The 17015-nt window shown below is 72.7% G+C and carries 17 protein-coding genes; 9 read left to right on the forward strand and 8 right to left on the reverse strand.

From position 1 onward, the window contains the following. From OZN99_RS10440 to OZN99_RS10460, 5 genes are all read left to right on the forward strand, one after another. The coding region (locus OZN99_RS10440) for an ABC transporter permease (RefSeq protein ID WP_270935152.1) at positions 1-1026 on the forward strand (1026 nt) is incomplete at its 5' end. Beyond that, the gene (locus OZN99_RS10445; RefSeq protein ID WP_270935153.1) at positions 1026-1853 is read left to right on the forward strand and encodes an ABC transporter permease; all 828 of its coding nucleotides are present in this window, start codon (positions 1026-1028) and stop codon (positions 1851-1853) included. The genes OZN99_RS10440 and OZN99_RS10445, both read left to right, overlap by 1 nt. Positions 1854-1864: 11 nt before the next feature. Beyond that, a complete protein-coding gene (locus OZN99_RS10450) occupies positions 1865-3334 on the forward strand; it encodes a chlorohydrolase family protein (RefSeq protein WP_270935154.1) in 1470 nt (489 codons plus the stop codon). Next, complete coding sequence (locus OZN99_RS10455) at positions 3331-4443, forward strand: ABC transporter ATP-binding protein (RefSeq protein ID WP_270935155.1); 1113 nt, start codon at positions 3331-3333, stop codon at positions 4441-4443. The genes OZN99_RS10450 and OZN99_RS10455 overlap by 4 nt, the downstream gene beginning before the upstream one ends. Beyond that, positions 4440-5033: an urea carboxylase-associated family protein gene (locus OZN99_RS10460; protein ID WP_270935156.1), complete on the forward strand. Its 594-nt coding sequence runs from the start codon at positions 4440-4442 to the stop codon at positions 5031-5033. The genes OZN99_RS10455 and OZN99_RS10460 overlap by 4 nt, the downstream gene beginning before the upstream one ends. Positions 5034-5072: 39 nt before the next feature. Here the strand turns inward: OZN99_RS10460 and OZN99_RS10465 are convergent, their stop codons facing one another. Next, the gene (locus OZN99_RS10465; protein WP_270935157.1) at positions 5073-6821 is read right to left on the reverse strand and encodes an ABC transporter ATP-binding protein/permease; all 1749 of its coding nucleotides are present in this window, start codon (positions 6819-6821) and stop codon (positions 5073-5075) included. A 235-nt stretch (positions 6822-7056) separates the two neighbouring features. Here OZN99_RS10465 and OZN99_RS10470 point away from each other — a divergent pair, with 235 nt between their 5' ends. Then, positions 7057-7599 carry a carboxymuconolactone decarboxylase family protein gene (locus tag OZN99_RS10470; RefSeq protein WP_270935158.1) on the forward strand — a complete coding sequence of 181 codons (543 nt, stop codon included), beginning with the start codon at positions 7057-7059 and terminating at the stop codon, positions 7597-7599. A 3-nt stretch (positions 7600-7602) separates the two neighbouring features. On the opposite strand, the gene OZN99_RS10475 is transcribed toward OZN99_RS10470, so the two are convergent. After that, positions 7603-8172 carry a DedA family protein gene (locus OZN99_RS10475; protein WP_270935159.1) on the reverse strand — a complete coding sequence of 190 codons (570 nt, stop codon included), beginning with the start codon at positions 8170-8172 and terminating at the stop codon, positions 7603-7605. Between the two features lie 183 nt (positions 8173-8355). On the opposite strand from OZN99_RS10475, the gene OZN99_RS10480 reads away from it, so the two are divergent. After that, complete coding sequence (locus tag OZN99_RS10480) at positions 8356-9903, forward strand: UxaA family hydrolase (protein ID WP_270935160.1); 1548 nt, start codon at positions 8356-8358, stop codon at positions 9901-9903. A gap of 29 nt (positions 9904-9932) precedes the next feature. Here the strand turns inward: OZN99_RS10480 and OZN99_RS10485 are convergent, their stop codons facing one another. The 4 genes from OZN99_RS10485 to OZN99_RS10500 all read right to left on the reverse strand — a co-directional run bounded on the left by OZN99_RS10485 (position 9933) and on the right by OZN99_RS10500 (position 13532). Continuing rightward, positions 9933-10898 (reverse strand): Bug family tripartite tricarboxylate transporter substrate binding protein, encoded by a 966-nt coding sequence (locus OZN99_RS10485; protein WP_270935161.1) that lies wholly within the window; start codon positions 10896-10898, stop codon positions 9933-9935. Positions 10899-10994: 96 nt separating this feature from the next. After that, positions 10995-11687, reverse strand: a complete 693-nt coding sequence (locus OZN99_RS10490; protein WP_270935162.1) for a winged helix-turn-helix domain-containing protein — start codon at positions 11685-11687, stop codon at positions 10995-10997. Positions 11688-11804: 117 nt separating this feature from the next. Beyond that, the gene (locus OZN99_RS10495) at positions 11805-12548 is read right to left on the reverse strand and encodes a Crp/Fnr family transcriptional regulator (protein WP_270935163.1); all 744 of its coding nucleotides are present in this window, start codon (positions 12546-12548) and stop codon (positions 11805-11807) included. A gap of 21 nt (positions 12549-12569) precedes the next feature. After that, a complete protein-coding gene (locus OZN99_RS10500) occupies positions 12570-13532 on the reverse strand; it encodes a tripartite tricarboxylate transporter substrate binding protein (RefSeq protein ID WP_270935164.1) in 963 nt (320 codons plus the stop codon). Between the two features lie 86 nt (positions 13533-13618). On the opposite strand from OZN99_RS10500, the gene OZN99_RS10505 reads away from it, so the two are divergent. Beyond that, entirely contained in the window at positions 13619-14392 is a 774-nt protein-coding gene (locus OZN99_RS10505; RefSeq protein WP_270935165.1) for an SDR family NAD(P)-dependent oxidoreductase, read from the forward strand. A 32-nt stretch (positions 14393-14424) separates the two neighbouring features. Here OZN99_RS10505 and OZN99_RS10510 read toward each other — a convergent pair whose 3' ends face one another. Together OZN99_RS10510 and OZN99_RS10515 are read right to left on the reverse strand one after the other, a co-directional pair. Further along, positions 14425-14745, reverse strand: a complete 321-nt coding sequence (locus OZN99_RS10510) for an AtuA-related protein (protein WP_270935166.1) — start codon at positions 14743-14745, stop codon at positions 14425-14427. 5 nt (positions 14746-14750) lie between these two features. Next, positions 14751-16088, reverse strand: a complete 1338-nt coding sequence (locus tag OZN99_RS10515; RefSeq protein ID WP_270935167.1) for an acyclic terpene utilization AtuA family protein — start codon at positions 16086-16088, stop codon at positions 14751-14753. Between the two features lie 118 nt (positions 16089-16206). Here OZN99_RS10515 and OZN99_RS10520 point away from each other — a divergent pair. Next, positions 16207-17015: oxygenase MpaB family protein (locus OZN99_RS10520; RefSeq protein WP_270935168.1), on the forward strand; the 809-nt coding region annotated here is incomplete at its 3' end.

The raw sequence follows: 17015 nt of genomic DNA on the forward strand, positions 1-17015 counted from the left end.
CAGGCGTGGGACGGGCGCGACCTGCCGGGGGAGGCTGCCTTCGCCGCGCTCGCCGCGGATCTCCGCGCGCTGCCCGACCGGGGCGCTGCCGCGGCGCTCGGGCGGCGGCTGAACCACAACATCCCGGGCTTCCGCACGGTGATCCTGCGCAGCGCGGAGCGCCTGCCGCCCGAGCCGCAAGCGGAGTGGCGCGCGGCGCTGATCCGACTGGACCGGCGCTGGGGCGACCCCGCCTACTGGCGGGTGCTGCGCGATGAGCGGCATCCCGTGACCGGCTTCTACATGCTCGCCGCCCTGGACCTGGAGCGGGACGGGCAGGGCGGCATCGCACAGGTGCCGCCCGACCGCGCGCTGTTCCTGGAGCTCATCCTGCGCACCCTGGGCATCAGCGCCGCCGTCACGCTGGCCTGCGCGCTGCTTGGCTTCCCGCTGGCCTACGCCATGGCCGCGGCCGGGCCGCGCGCGGCGAACTGGATGCTGGTGCTGGTGCTGCTGCCCTTCTGGACCTCGCTGCTGGTGCGCGCGACGGCCTGGGTGATCCTGCTGCAGCGCAACGGCCTGGTGAATCGCACGCTGATCGACCTCGGCCTGATCGCGGAGCCGCTGGCGCTGATCTACAACCGGCTCGGCACGCTGGTGGTGATGGCGCATGTGCTGTTGCCCTTCTTCGTGCTGCCGCTGTTCGGCGTGCTGCGCGGCATCCCGCGCGACCACCTTCGCGCGGCGGCCGGCCTCGGCGCGCCGCCGCTGAAGGTGTTCCGCCGCGTCTACCTGCCGCAGGCGCTGCCGGGCGTGGTGGCGGGCGCCGCGCTCGTCTTCATCATGGCGCTCGGCTACTACATCACGCCGCAGCTGGTGGGCGGGCCGCGCGACCAGATGATCGCCTACTTCATCGCCTACTTCACGGCCGATTCCGTGAACTGGGGCATGGCGGCGGCGCTGTCCGTGCTGCTGCTGGGGATGGTGGCGCTGATCTACGCGGTGCTGGCGCGCACCATCGGCCTCGATCGGCTGCGGGTGCGCTGATGCCGCGCTTCGCCCCCCATGCCGGCCGGCTGGAACGCACGGCGATCCGCGGCGCCTTCTGGCTGTCCGGCGTGCTGCTGGCCGTGCTGGTGGCTCCGCTTCTCGTCATCGTCCCGCTCTCGCTCACCAGCGGCACGCTGCTGGTCTTCCCGCTGCCCGGCCTGTCGCTGCAATGGTACGAGGAGCTGCTGACGCATCCGCACTGGTCCAGCGCGCTGCGCAACAGCCTGCTCATCGCGCTGCCCACCACCGCGGCGGCGACGGCGTTCGGCACGCTGGCGGCGCTCGGGCTCTGGCGGCTCCGCGGGCGGGTGGCCCGGCTGGCGCTGGGCCTGCTGGTCACGCCGCTGATCGTGCCGGTGGTGATCTTCGCCGTCGCGGCCTTCTACCACTTCGCCTGGCTGGGCCTGCTGGGCACCTATGCCGGGCTGGTGGTGGCGCACACCATCCTGTCCATGCCCTTCGTCGTGATCACCGTGCTGGCGACGCTGCAGGGCTTCGACCCGTCGCTGATCCGCGCCGCCGGCGGGCTCGGCGCCACGCCGCGGCAGGTGTTCCGCCGCGTCACGCTGCCCATCATCCTGCCCGGCGTCGTCTCCGGCGCGCTGTTCGCCTTCATCCACTCCTTCGACGAGCTGGTGGTGACGATCTTCGTCGCGGCGCCGGAGCAGCGCACCCTGCCGCGCCAGCTCTGGTCCGGCGTGCAGGAATCCATCACGCCGACGGTTGCCGCAGCTGCCGTGGTGCTGATGGCGGCTTCCGTCGTGTTCATGCTGGTGATCGAGGCACTCCGCCGCCGCAGCGCCCGGCTGCGGGGCGAGCGTTGAGGGGGATGGGAATGGCCGAACCGCGCACCACGCTGATCCGTGGCCAGTGGGTGGTCGCCTTCGACGGCACGGATCACCGCATCATCTCGCCGGGCGTCGTGGTCTATCGCGGCGACCGCATCATCCATGTCGGCCGCGACTGGGACGGCCAGGCGGACGAGGTGATCGACCGGCCCTATCGCCTGGTGATCCCCGGCCTGATCAGCACGCATGCGCATCTGCGGCTGAACGAGGGCTACCGCATGGTGATCGACGGCGGCCGCCGAGACTTCATGCGCAGCGGCTTCACCAACTATGCCGGGCGCAAGCTCGCGGGCGGGCCGAGCTTCCAGGCGCCGGGCGAGCCCGACGTGGCGGTGCGCTTCTGCCTGACGACGCATCTGCTCTCCGGCGTCACCACCGTGCTGGAGATGGACAACGGCGCGCCTGACAAGGGGGAGACCGTCGCCGCGCTGGCCGGGCAGAGCGGCATCCGCATCTACTATTCGCCGAGCTTCACCGCCGCGGACTTCCGCTATGCCGAGGATGGCCGCTTCCTGGTGGAATGGGACGAGGCGGGCGGCATGGCCGGGCTCGAGGCCGCCTGCGACTTCGTCGCCCGCCACGACGGCGCGCATGAAGGCCGTCTGCGCGGCATCCTGGTGCTGAACGAGTTCTACACCTCCACGCCGGCGCTGCGCCACGCAACGCGGCAGGCCGCGACGCGGCTCGGCCTGCGCATCACCACGCATTTCTGCGAGCAGCTGTTCGAGTTCCACGAGACGGTGCGCCGCACCTCCCGCACGCCGGCGCAGCTGCTGGCCGATGAGGGCTTCCTCGGGCCCGATGTGGTGCTTGGCCACGCGCTCTACGTCGCCGGCCACAGCCTGACCGCCTGGCCCTGGCCGGGCGACCTGGAGCTGATTGCGGAGAGCGGCGCCAGCGTCTCCCACTCGCCGGTTGCCTATGCGCGCCGGGGGCTGGCCTTCGAGAGCATCCCGCGCTTCCTGCGCGCCGGCATCAACCTCGCCCTCGGCACCGATGCCAACCCGTCCGACATCATCAGCGAGATGCGGATGGGCGCCATCGTCGGGAAGCTGGTGGAGCGCGACCCGGAGGCGCCGGCGGCGCGGGACCTGTTCCGCGCCGCGACGCTGGGCGGCGCCGCGGCGCTCGGCCGCGACGATCTCGGGCGGCTGGCGCCGGGCGCCAAGGCCGACATCGTCGTGGTGGATTTCGACAACGCCACCATCGGCCCGGTGATCGACCCGATCCGCTCGCTTGTCTATTTCGGCACCGGCGACATGGTGGAGCGCACCGTGGTGGATGGCCGCACCGTGATGGCGGACCGCCAGGTGCTGGCCTGGAATCAGCGGGCGGTGCTGGCGGAGGCGCGCCGCGTCGCTGGCAAGGTCTGGGCCGGCTTCAAGGACTTCCACTGGGCCGGGCGCACCGTGGACCAGGAGTTCCCGCCGAGCTTCGACAGCTGGAATGGCGCATGAGCGCCCCGCCATCCCCGACCATCGTCGCCTTCCGGGACGTCAACAAGACCTATGACGGGCGCGTGCGGGTCGTGCGCGACCTGAACCTCGAGGTCCGGCGCGGGGAGTTTCTGACGCTGCTCGGGCCATCTGGCTCGGGCAAGACCACCACGCTGATGATGCTGGCCGGCTTCGAGGGCGTGACCTCCGGCAGCATTGAGGTGGAGGGCCGGTCCGTCCTGCACCTGCCGCCGCATCGCCGTGACATCGGCATGGTGTTCCAGAACTACGCGCTGTTCCCGCACATGACGGTGGCGGAGAACGTCGCCTTCCCGCTGGAGGTCCGCAAGGTTCCCGCCGCGGAGGCGAAGGCGCGCGTGGAGCGCGCGCTGCAGATGGTCCGGCTGCCCGGCTATGCCGACCGGCGGCCGGCACAGCTTTCGGGCGGCCAGCAGCAGCGCGTGGCCCTGGCCCGCGCCCTGGTCTTCGAACCGCGCCTGGTGCTGCTGGACGAGCCGCTCGGCGCGCTGGACCGGCAGCTGCGGGAGCAGATGCAGTACGAGCTGAAGCGCCTGCATGCCGAGCTGGGCGTCACCATGGTCTATGTCACGCACGACCAGTCGGAGGCGCTGACCATGTCCGACCGCGTCGCCGTGTTCAGCGAGGGCGTGGTGCAGCAGGTCGCCGCGGCCACGGAGCTCTACGAGCAACCCGCCACGGCCTTCGTCGCCTTCTTCGTCGGTGAGAGCAACCGCCTCGACGGCACTGTCCTGACGACCGGGGAAGGGGGCTGCACGGTGCGCGCCGCGGGCGACCTGGTCGTGCAGGTGCAGGCCGTCGTGCCGCTTGCACCGGGCTCCGCCGCCACGATGTCGCTGCGGCCGGAGCGCGTTCGGTTGGGGAACGCCGCCGAGTCCTGCGCCAACCGCGTGCAGGCACGCGTGACCGAGATCGTCTTCCTCGGCGACCAGATCCGCGGCCATGCCGCACTGCCCGGCGGTGCGGAGCTGCTGTTCAAGCTGCCCAACAGCGGCGACGGCCCCCGCCCGGCGCCCGGCGAGACGCTGGGCTTCGGCTGGCATGCCGCGGATTGCCGCGCCTATCCCTCGGACCGGGAGTCCCCGCCATGACGCTGCAGACCATCCCCGCCCGCCGCGGCAAGGCGACCCGCGTCGCCGCCGGCCAGACCGTGCGCGTCGTCAACACGCATGGCCAGCAGGTCGTGGACACCTGGGCGTTCAGCGCCGCCGACCTGGCGGAGTTCATGTCCATGGAGCACAGCCGCGCGCACATGCTGCGGCTGATCCCGCGCGTCGGCGACACGCTGCGCAGCAACCGCCGCCGCCCGATGCTGACGGTCACGGAGGACACTTCCGGCGGCATCCACGACACGCTGATCGCGGCCTGCGACTGTCACCGCTACGCCTTCCTGGGTGTCGAGGGCTACCACGACAACTGCCAGGACAACCTGGTCGCCGGCATGGCGGAGATCGGCCTGGTGCCCCCGGAGGTGCCGAGCCCGCTGAACCTCTTCATGAACATCCCCGTTCATCCGGACGGCACCGTCAGCTTCGAAGCGCCGGTCTCCACGCCCGGCAGTTCGATCGCGCTGCGGGCGGAGATGGACCTCGTCGTCGCCTTCTCCGCCTGCCCGCAGGACGTGCTGCCGATCAACGGCGTGGACCGGACGCCGACCGAGGCGCATTTCCGCATCGAATAGGAGGACGACAGGCGGGCGCCGTGTTACGGCGCGGTGCGGTCACTCCTGCGCGTGGCCGAAGCCGCGCCGCAGCCAGTCCGCGAATTGTGAGGCGCGGCGGCGGGCGGCGGCCTGCGCGGCGCGGCCGCGTGGCACGTTCACCGGCGCGACCAGCTCCAGCCGTTCCGGCAGATCGAGCGCGCCGTGATCCGCCACCAGCAGGATCGCCTGCGGCATCGCCATGGTCAGGATGCCGAGAAGCCGCTTCGTCTCCTCCGCGCCCAGCACGGCCGGCAGGTCGTCCATCAGCACCAGGTCGGGCCGTCCCAGCAGCAGCCGTGCGAAACCCAGCCGCAGCCTGTCCCCCTCGTCCAGGGTCGCCGCCCAGTCGGCCGTCTCGTCCAGCCGCGTCGCCAGCGTGCCCAACCCGACGACATCGAGCGCCGCAGCCAGCGCCGCCCGCGGCGCGCCGCTCGGCGGCGTGAGCAGGTCGGCCAGGGTCGCATCCGGCAGCCAGGGGTGGCGTGGCAACGCGCCGAGCGCGTGCATCGCCGGGCGCACCAGCCGCCCCTCGCCCCAGGGCCACAGGCCGGCGATGGCAAGGAACAGGGCCGTCGCCGCCGCGGCATCGCCGGTCACCGACACCCGGCTGCCGAGCGGCAGGGTGGCGTCCAGCGGACCGCACAGCGCCGAGCCGTCCGGATGGCGCAGGATCAGGCCGGAAAGCGCCAGCGCGGCGCCGCGGTCGTCCGGGCGCAGGCTTCCCGGCTCCGCCTCCGCGCTCTCGATCGCATCGAGCAGGGCCAGTACGCGGTCGGCGGAGGCATGCCATTCCGCCAGCCGCGCCGCCTGGTCCACCGGCCAGGATAGCGCCACGACGGTCTGCTGGAAGCCCTGCGCGATCTGCATCAGCCCGCCCAGGCTCAGCTGGCCGCCCAGGTACCGCGGCGCGGACACCAGGATGGGCAGGATCGGCGCAAGCGTGGTGTAGGCGGACTGGAAGCCGGTCAGGTTGCGCAGCGCCTCGCTCTGCTGCCGCCAGGCGACCGATAGCGCGCCGAAGCGCTGCGCCAGGCCGGCGCGGGCAGTCGTCTCGCCACGCGCCAGCCCGAGCGCCTCTGCATGGTCGCGGTTGCGCGCCATGCCGAAGCGGAAATCTGCCTCCGCGCGCTGCCGCGCCTCGGTCGCGGTGGTCAGCGGTCGCCCGAGCGCGAAGGCCGCGGCCGCGCCCATCGCCGCATAGAGCAGCGCGAGCCAGACCATGTGGCCGGGCACCGGCAGCCCGAGCACCTGCACCACGCCGGAGAGCGACCACAGGATGCCCAGGAAGGCGATGAGCGTGGTGCTGCAGAAGAACAGGGTGGAGGCGAGTTCGACGGCGTGCTCCGTGGCGATCCGGATGTCTTCCGCGATGCGGCCATCCGGGTTGTCCGGGCTGTCGAGCAGCTGGGAAAGGCGCCAGTGCCGGCCATCGGCCAGCCAGGCGCCGAGCAGGCGTTCCGTCAGTGCCTGGCGCCAGGCCAGCGCGATGCCGCGCTTCGCTTCCAGCTGCGCCGCGTTGCTCAGCACGATGCCCAGCAGGATCAGCGCGAAAATCCAGACCTCGCGCAGCAGCGCGGCGGCGTTGCGCTGCTCCAGCGCATCGAAAAGCCGGGCGTTCCAGAGGTTGAAGGCGATCGCCAGCGCCACCTGCGACGCAGTGAGCAGCAGCAGCAGCAGGATGGCGCCGCGCGTGCGCCAGCGCCCCAGCCAGGGGGCCGAGAGCGCGACGAAGGCACGCAGCGTGGAGGGGGAGGCCCGGCCGGTCATGGCGGGCGCCGTTCGCGGTCATCATCGCGCCGGATCGCAGGCGTCGTCGTGCTCCTTGCCGATGGCCCGCCCTGCGCGGCGCCGAGGGTGTCATTGAAGACCTGGGGGCGGACCTGGGCGTTGACCCTGGTCAAGCTGGTCCCGTCGCCCCCCTCGGTTTGGTGACCGCGACGGCATGGCCGATGATGCCGAGGCGCGGCAAGCCCTTCGCGCATGGCGCCAGAGGAGGAAAGACATGCCCCGGCTTCGCTACCTCGCACTCGAGGACCTGGCCCCAGCCGATCGCGACCTGCTGGCGCGGCCGATCCACCTCTACCGCGCCATGGCGAACGCCCCCGGCCTGACGCGTGCCTTCCTCGGCCTGGCCAACCAGATCCGCCACCGCAGCCGGCTCGACCCGAGGCTGCGGGATCTGGCGATCCTGCAGGTCGCCTGGGTGCTGCGTTCGGCCTATGAATGGTCGCACCATATCCGGATAGGCCGCGACTTCGGCGTCACCGAGGCCGATCTGAGGCTGGTCGCCCAGGGCGGGGCAGCGACCGAGCCCGCGGTCGCCGCCGTGCTGCAGGCCGCGCGAGAGATCGCCGAAGGCGACGGCACCCTGCCCGACGGCACGCTAGCCGCGCTGAGGGCCCACCTGGCCGAGGACGCGGTGACCGAACTGCTCCTCGTCTCGGCCTTCTATGTCGGCGTCGCGCGCTTTCTGCGCGCGGCCGATATCGGCGTCGAACCCGATTACCAGGCGGAACTCGACGCCTTCCCCTTTCCGGGCGGCTGAGGCTCAGCCGCCGGCCCCGGCCTGGGCCACGCGCCGGTTCCGCAGGACGCGGCGAAGCAGGATGACGCAGACGACAGTGACGGCGACCCCGGCGAGGCACCACAGCAGCCGCGTAGGCCCGAGCAGCGCGCCGAGGAACCATCCGGCAGCGACGAAGCTTGCCGCCCAGATGCCGGCCGCGATGAAATTGAGGACCGCGAAGCGCTTGTGGTCCATGCCTGCGATGCCGCATGCGGCCGACGCCACGTTGCGGATGCCGTAGAGGAAGCGGAAGCTCAGCACGAACAGCGCGCCGTACCGCTCCAGAAGACCGGAGCAACGCGCAACCTTCGCCTCCGCATTGGGCCAGCGCCGCAGCGCGGCCGGACCGAACTTGCGTCCCAGGGTGAACCAGGTCTGGTCCCCGGCGAAGGAGCCGAGCCAGACCGAGATCATCAGGATCCAGGGATCCACGACACCCGTGGCCGCACCGGCCGCGGCTGCCACCAGCACGAAGGTCTCGCCTTCGAAGAAGGCCCAGAGCGCGGCCGCCCCATAGGCGAGCATGCCCCACTCAGCCCAGAATTCCGCCAAGGCGACCCCCCTGCAACGAAACCTCTTTATGGCCGCTCGCGACGCCGTGAGCAAATCCTATCCCGGAACGCGCGACATGTCTCATCGATGCTGCATCGCAACATTGCAGCCTCAGCCCTGCCGGGGGCTGGACATTGGCGCGCGCCTGCCGGAGACCCCAGGCGAGGACTGGGAGGCAACCGCATGATCGACCTGGATGCCAAGCGCCTGAACGGCGCGGTCATCCGCCTGCATCCGGACGACAACGTCGTCGTCGCGCGGGTGGACATCGAGCCCGGCACGGTGATCCCGGGCGAGAACGTGGTCGCCCGCCAGAAGGCGCCGGCCGGCTACAAGATCGCCACCCAGCACCTGCGCAAGGGCGACCCGGTGCTGAAATACCAGGTCACCATCGGCTTCGCCGCGGAGGACACGCCGGCCGGCACCATGATGCACGGCCACAACATCGAGTTCCGCGAGTTCGACCGCGATCCCGCGATCGGTCGCGACTACCGCCCGGTGGAGCCGGTGCCCGAAGCGGAGCGCAAGACCTTCGAGGGGATTGTCCGCGCCGATGGCCGGGTCGGCACGCGCAACTTCATCGCCATCGTCTCCACGGTGAACTGCTCGGCCACCGTTGCGCACGCCATCGCCGACCACTTCACGCCGGAGCGCCTGGCCGACTTCCCGAACGTGGACGGCGTCGCCGCCTTCACCCACTCCACCGGCTGCGGGATGGAACTTTCCGGGGAGCCGATGCAGCTGCTGAGGCGGACCCTCGGCGGCTACATGCGGCACGCCAACGTGGCCGGCGTGCTGGTCGTCGGCCTGGGCTGCGAGCGCAACCAGATCGCCGGCCTGCTGGCCGAGCAGGGCATGGAGCCCGGCCCGATGCTGCGCACCATGGTGATGCAGGAGGTCGGCGGGACGAAGAAGTCCATCGAGGCCGGCATCGCCGCGGTGAAGGAGATGCTGCCGGAGGCCAACCGCGCGACGCGCAGCACCGTCTCCGCCGCGCATCTCTGCATCGGGCTGCAATGCGGCGGCTCCGACGGCTTCTCCTCGATCACCGCCAACCCGGCGCTCGGCGCGGCGGTGGACCTGCTCGCCCGGCATGGCGGCACGGGGATCCTGTCGGAGACGCCGGAAATCTACGGCGTGGAGCACACGCTGACGCGCCGCGCCGCCAGCCGCGAGATCGGCGAGACGCTGCTGGAGCGCATCCGCTGGTGGAAGGACGTCTATGCCGCTGGCCGCGACACCCAGATCAACGGCGTGGTCAGCCCGGGCAACCAGGCCGGCGGCCTCGCCAACATCTTCGAGAAGTCGCTGGGCGCCATGATGAAGGGCGGCACGGGGCCGCTGATGGGCGTCTACCGCTATGCCGAGCCGGTGACCGCGAAGGGCTTCGTCTTCATGGACACGCCGGGCTTCGACCCGGTCTCCGCCACCGGCCAGATCGCCGGCGGCGCCAACATCATCGCCTTCACCACCGGGCGCGGATCGATGTACGGCGCGAAGCCGGTGCCGTCGGTGAAGCTCGCCACCAACACGCCGATGTACCGTCGCCTGCAGGACGACATGGACATCAACTGCGGCGAGATCCTGGACGGCACCGCGACGCTGGATGAGATGGGCGAGCGCATCCTGGACCTGCTGCTGCGCATCGCCTCCGGCGAGAAGAGCAGGAGCGAGGAGCTCGGCCTCGGCCGGCACGAATTCGCGCCCTGGCAGATCGGGATCACGGGATAGCGGCGCTCGCCCCGCCAGGGCGCGTGCTGTCAGTCGATGGTGATGCGCGCTTCCCGCACGACGGGCCCCCAGACCCGGGCGAAGTCGGCATGGATCGCCTGGTACTCGGCCGAGGAGACCGGGCGGGGCAGGGGATAGAGCCCCGCCGCGATCAGCCGGCGCTGCGTGTCCGGCTCCGCCAGGACGCGCTGCATGGCGGCGTGCATCTCCGCCACCAGCGGAGCGGGCATGCCGCGCGGGCCGGAGATGCCGGTCCAGGAGGAGACCGTGAGGTCGCGGAAGCCGAGCGCGGCATAGGTCGGCACCCCCGGCAGCGCCGCAAAGGGTTCCGGCGTCGAGACCGCGATGGCGCGCACCTGCCCGGCCTCGATCGCGCCGGTGGTGCCGGCGAGCGGCGTCAGGAAGGTATCCACCTCTCCTGCGATGGTCGCCTGCAGCCCGGGCCCGGTGCCGCGATAGGGCACGTGCACCCAGGTGCCGCCCGCCACCTTCGCCAGCATCTCGCCCTGCAGGTGCTGCACGCCGCCCGCGCCGGAACTGCCATAGGCGATGCCCTGCGCACGGCCCCGCGCCGCGGCCAGCACGTCCTGGAAGCTGCGGAACGGGCTGTTGCCGGGCACCAGCATCACGGTGGGCGTATCCGCCACCATGGCGATATGCGTGAAGTCGCGGTCGCCGTCATAGGGCGGAGGCTGCATGGCCAGCGGCACGATGCCGTGCGGCGAGGTGTTGGAGATGCCGATCACCGACCCGTCCGGCGGCGCCTGCACCACCAGCCGCGTCCCGATGGAGCCGCTGGCGCCCGCCCGGTTCTCGATGACGATGGTGCGCCCGAGGCCGGCGGCCAGCCCGGGCTGGATGATCCGCGCGGTGGTGTCGGAGGCGCCGCCGGGTGCGAAGGGCACGATCAGGCGGATGGTGGCTGCCTGCGCCCGCGCCAATTGCGGTGCGCCCAGGCAACCGGCGGCAAGGGCGAAGAGCGAGCGGCGGCGCATGCAAGGTCTCCCGGGCTTTCCCCGGCATGGCCAAGCAAACCGCGGGCCACGGGGGCGCGGGGTGCGTCTGTCATGATGGCTGGTCCGCCAGGTCGGTCAGCCAGGTCGGAGCGTGCGGCGCACCTCCGCCGAGACGTGGGCCGCGACCTCGTCCTGGACCGCAATCAGGTCGCACGCCTCGGGGCCGGCCTCGAAGCGCTGCGCCCAGACCACCAGGGCGGAGGCAGCGTCCACCAGCTGCGCCGTGATGCGCAGCCGCGATCCGGCGTGCAGCACGCTGCCCTCGACCAGCAGCGCGGCGGCGTCCTGCGTGGCCGCCGGCGGCAGCGCGAGCACGCGGATTCCGCCCAGTCCGGCGAGCGTGACGAGCAGGTCGCGCCGGAGGGCCTCGCCGACCGGCGCTGCCTCCGGCCCCAGCGCCGTGAAGGGCGCGACCGCCAGTGCCGGGCTGGCCTCGGGCGCCGCCATCGGCAGCTCCAGCATGTAGCCATGTCCGGCGACGGTGCGCAGCACCACGCCCGGCCGGGTGCCGAGCGCGCGCCGGATCTCGCCGATGCATTGGGTCACGCTGTCGTCGGTGACGTGCACCGCGCCCCAGACCGCGTCGAGCAGTTCCTCACGTCCCACGACCCGGCCGGTATGCCGCAGCAGGGTGTGCAGAACGTCGAAGGACTTCGAGCGGAGCCGCACCGGCCGCCCGGCGGGATCGAGCAGGCGCCGTGCCGCCAGATCCAGGCGGAAGGCGCCGCAGGGAAGCGTCGTCGGGGGCTGCGGGATGCCGTCGAACATGGGATCCGTCCTGCTGCTCCGTCGGGCGGACAGGTGCCGCCGTTGGGCGCAATCTGGCCGGGCAGGACGCGCCGGCGTTATGCGCCAGCGCACAGGTCGGGCAAGGCCGCGACGAGGCTAGGGCAGTCCGAGGCGCTCCGGCCGCGCTGCCGCGTCGCGCAGCTCCGCATCGATGAGCGCGCGCAGCACCTCGGGGCGCGGCAGCGTGATGGCGCGCGGCGTCACCTCCACCAGCCCGTCGCGCGCCAGCGCGCCGAGCTCGCGGGACACCGCTTCCCGCCGGGCGCCGATTCGTGCCGCCAGGACATGCTGCGGCAGGGGCGGGCTGACGACGCGCTCGCCGGCCGCATCCTCGCCGCGGCGGCGCGACAGGCGCAGCAGCTCCGCGCCCAGGCGCAGCTTCACGGGCAGCGCCGCCAGTTCCACCAGCCGCTCGTCGTTGGTGCGCAGGCGGCCGACGAGCATGCGCAGCAGCCGGAGCCCGATCGGCGGCGAGCGCAGCGCGATGTCCACGAAGGCCTCGCCGGGCAGGCGACAGAGCCGCGTCTGGTGCAGCGCCGTCACGCTGGCCGACCGCGGCGCTCCGTCCAGTGCCGCCATCTCGCCGAAGAACTGGCCGGCGCCCAGGTCGCCGAAGATCACCTCCTGCCCCGAGGTCGTGCGCAGGACGACGCGCACCGTGCCTTCCGCCACCAGGAAGACGTCGGTCGAGAGATCGCCGAAATCGATCGCCGTCTCGCCCGGGGCCAGCGACACCCAGCGCGCCTTCGGCGCGGCTTCGGCGAGCGCGGCGGGATCGGCGCCGTCCAGCGCGCGCAGCCGCTGCAGGGCGATGAGCGGATCGGGTGGTGCGATGGTCATGCGGGCATCCGGATGCTGTCGCTACTGCCGTTCGATCCCGGCCGCGTCCACCACGCGCCGCCACTGCGCGATCTGTCCGGCGACCATCTGCCGCATCTCCTGCGGAGAGGTCGGGCTCGCGACCGCCCCCAGCGTGCCCAGGCGGTCGCGGATCTCCGGCTGGGCCAGCGCGCGGCGCAGCTCGGCGTTCAGCCGCTCCACGACGGCCGCGGGGGTCTGCGCCGGGGCAGCCAGGCCGACCCAGGACAGCACCTCGAAGCCCGGCAGCGTCGCGGCGACCGTGGGCGCGCCTTCCAGCAGGGGCCATGGCGCGCCGCTGGTGACGCCGAGCGCGCGCACCGTGCCGGCGCGGATGCCGGCGCCGGTGACGGTCACGGAATCGACCATCAGGTCGATCCGCCCGCTGAGCAGGTCGGTCAGCGGCTGGGTACCGCCGCGATACGGCACGTGGGTCAGCCGGATGCCGGCGGTCTGCGCCAGCAACTCGCCGGTCAGGTGCTGCGTGGAGCCGATGCCGACGGAGCTGAAGGTGAGCGTGCCCGGCGCGCGCCGCGCCTGCTCCACCAGGTCGGCCAGGCTGCGGATCGGCCCATCCGCGCGGGTGGCGACCACGAAGGGGAAGACGGCGACGGTGGAGACGAAGGCGAAGTCCTCCACCGGGTCGAAGCGCAGGCTGCGGTAGAGGGCGGCGGAGACGGTATGGCCGCCGGTCAGCAGGATGATGGTGTGCCCGTCCGGCCGGGCGCGGGCGACATGCTCGCTGGCGATGTTGCCGCCCGCCCCGGTGCGCCCTTCGACCACCACGGGCTGCCCGAGCGCCTGGGACAGCGGGGCGGCGATGACGCGCGCGATGGTGTCCGCGTTGCCGCCGGCGCCGAAGCCCTGCACCAGGGTGATCGGGCGGTCGGGCCAGGCCTGCGCGCCGGCCTGACCGGCGAGGCCCAGGACCACGGTACAGATGGCGGCGGCCAGGACTCGTCTCATGCATCGTCTCCCGTCCCGGCAGGATGGATCGAAGCCGCGGCCGGGCGCAATGTGCCGCGGGTCGGATGCAGGAAGGCGGGACGGGCATGGACGGTCTGCGGCAGGGCGGGCAGGGGGAGTACCCGCTGCGGGGACGCGTGGCAGTGGTGACGGGCGGCAGCAGCGGCATCGGCGCCGCCGCGGTGCGTCGCCTGGCCGCGGCAGGCGCCCGCGTGGTAGTGGGCTACAACGCCGGGGCGGACCGCGCGGCCGCGCTGGTGGCGGAACTGCCCGGCGACGGCCACCTGGCGCTGCGCATCCCGATGGAGGACAGCGCCGCGATCGGCGCCGCCGCCGCCGAGGTGGAGCGCGCCTGCGGGCGCGCCGACGTTCTGGTGAACTCCGCCGGCGTCACGCGCGCCGTGCCGCATGGCGACCTGGACGGGCTGGACGATGCGACCTTCGACCGCATCCTGGTCACCAATGTCCGCGGCCCCTTCGCCACCATCCGCGCCTTCGCGCCGCTGCTGCGCCGCGGCGGCGATGCGGTGATCGTCAACGTCTCCTCGCTGTCGGCGGTGACCGGGCTCGGCAGCAGCATCGCCTATTGCGCGTCCAAGGCGGCGCTCGACACCATGGCGATGTCGCTGGCGCGGGTGCTGGGGCCGGAGATCCGGCTGATCGGCGTCTCGCCCGCGGCAGTCGCGACCGACTTCGTGCCGGGCCGTGGCCGCGCCGGGGTGGAGAAGCAGGCCGCGACGACGCCGCTGCGCACGGTGGCGGAGGCCGACGACGTGGCCCTGGCGATCATGGCCGCGATCACGCATCTGAGGCTGACGACCGGCAGTACCATCCTTGTCGATGGTGGCCGGCATCTGTGACACGGCCCGGCTGACCCGGATGCCTTCAGCGGTCAGCCGCGCGGCGGCGGCGGCGGGATCTCCATCTCGAGTAGCGACGACGACAGCGACTTGCCGTGCGGGTCGAGCGCGAGCGAGCGCGTCACCCCGCCGCCGAGCGCCCCGTGCAGCACGAAGTTCAGCGCGCCGAGCTGCGGCAACTCGTGGCGCCGTACCTCGCCCGTCACCATCGCGCCGAAATGGCGCTTCACCCGCTCCGCGGTGACGTGCCGGGCGATCCAGGCGAAGTCGGCGGGGTCGCGCGCGATGACCGAGATGTTGGAGACGTCGCCCTTGTCCCCGGCGCGTCCGTGCGCAAGGTCGCGCAGCTTCATGTTCCTCACGCCCCCACGAAGGCGAAGCCGGCCTGGATGCGGCTGCGCGGTAGCAGGACCGAGGCGGCCGCGATCACCTCCCGCGCCGACCACGTCGCACCGCCGCCGCCGCTCGGGCCGTTGAGCCAGAGCGCCTCCACCTCCCGCCCGATGCGCTGCGCCGCGCGCAGCGTGCTGGTGCGGCCGGCGATGCGGGCGCGCACGTCGCGCGGCTCGTCGGCCGGGCCAGGCTCGCCGCGCAGCACGGAATCCACGCCGATCACGTCGCGGCGCAGCTCCGCCACCTCGATGCCGGCCAGCCGCAGCCGCTCCGCCACGATGTCCATGGCCAGCCTGGCGCGCGCCACGGCGCCGGTGCCGGCATAGGAGATCTGGCCCTCGCCGATGAAGCCGTCGCGATAGCCGATGGTGACCTTTAGCGTCTCGGTCCGCGGGCGCCCCGTGCCGCCCTCCACCGCCACCCGGTCGGCGCCCAGCGCGCGGAAGAGCACGCCGGTGAAGTCGGCCGCCACGTCCGGCTGGAGATAGGCGGCGGGATCGTGCACCTCGTAGAGCAGTTGCTCCGTGCAGGTGCGCGGGCTGAGCTCGCCGCCGGAGCCCGGCGCCTTGCCCAGCACCGCGCTGCCGTCCTCCGCCACGTCGGCGAAGGGGAAGCCGAGCCGGGCCAGGTCGGGCACGTCCATCCGGCCGGGATCGGCGAAATAGCCGCCGGTGAGCTGGCCCGTGCATTCCAGCAGGTGGCCCACCACCGTGCCCTGGCCCAGCCGGTGCCAGTCATCCTCCGGCCAGCCGAATTCGTGCACCATCGGCGCCAGGAACAGCGCCGGGTCGGCGACTCGCCCCGTGACCACGACATCCGCGCCCTCGCGCAGCGCGCCGACGATCGGCCCGACGCCGAGATAGGCATTGGCGGAGATCATGGCCGGCGCGATGTCCGCCACCGTCCCCGGCCGGTCCAGCAGCGGCAGGTCGCTGCCGCGGAGCGCGGCCATCACGTCGTCGCCGATCACAAAGGCGACGCGCAGCCCGGGCGCGCCGAGCCGGCGGGCGAGGGCGGCGACACGGCGCGCCGCGGCTTCCGGATTGGCGGCGCCCGCATTGGTGACGATGCGCGTCCCGCGCGCCAGGGAGGCGGGAAGCACCCCCTCGATCCGCTCCTCCAGCCAGGGGTCGAAGCCGGCCTCGGGGTCCTTCAGCCGGGCCTGCTGCGCCAGCGCGATGGTGCGCTCCGCCAGACATTCGAAGACCAGGTAGTCGAGCCCGGCCTGCTCGGCCAATTCGACCGCCGGCTCGATGCGGTCGCCGGAGAAGCCGGCGCCGGCGCCGATGCGGATCCGCCTCATGGGTAGGATGGTGGCGCGGTCGGGGCGGCGGCTCAAGGCGGACTGATCACCGCGCATCTTCGCATTGCGGCGATCCGCACCAGATGAAAGGCGCGATGATCCACGCCGCGACACGCTGATGGCCTATCCCAACGGCGGCACGGCCGCCTCTCCGGCCGATATCCTCGCCAGGCCGATCAAGTCGGCGATCGCCACGCGCGTCGTCGCGCTGTTCAACGACCGTGCCAAGGGCGAGCGGCCGGTAACCCGCCGGCCGGACGGGCTTTTCGGGCCGCACGCGGTCGCCTGGCGGGTTCACGGCGACGTCACCTCCATGCTCGTCGGCGGCGTCGCCGCGCTGCTGATGCAGATGCTGCACCCCGGCGTGCTGGCCGGCGTCTGGGACCATTCGCGGTTCCGCTCCGACATGCAGGGCAGGCTGCGCCGCACCGCGCGCTTCATCGCCCAGACCACCTATGGGGGACGGGAGGAGGCAGAGGCGGCGATCGAACGCGTGCGCCGCATCCATGGCCATGTCCGCGGCACGCTGCCCGACGGCACGCCCTATGAGGCCAGCGACCCGCGGCTGCTTGCCTGGGTGCATGTGACGGAGACGACGAGCTTCCTGGCCGCCTGGCTGCGCTATGCCGAGCCGCGGATGACGGGCGCCGATCAGGACCGCTACTTCGCCGAGATGGCGCGGATCGGCGCGGCCCTGGGCGCCGACCCCGTACCGCACAGCCGGGCGGAGGCGCTGGCCCTGATCCGGGAGATGCGGCCCGAGCTGGCTGTCGATTCGCGCACCCGTGCCGTGGCGCGCCTGCTGATGGCGCAGAAGCCCGCCAGCCCCGCGGCCGGGCCGCTGCAGGCGCTGACCGCGCAGGCCGGCGTGGACCTGCTGCCGGACTGGGCGCGCCGGATGCACGGCCTGCCCGCCCCGCCCCGCCC

The organism is Falsiroseomonas oryzae (genome assembly GCF_027856955.1).
In the GTDB taxonomy this organism is placed as follows: Bacteria; Pseudomonadota; Alphaproteobacteria; order Acetobacterales; family Acetobacteraceae; genus Falsiroseomonas; species Falsiroseomonas oryzae.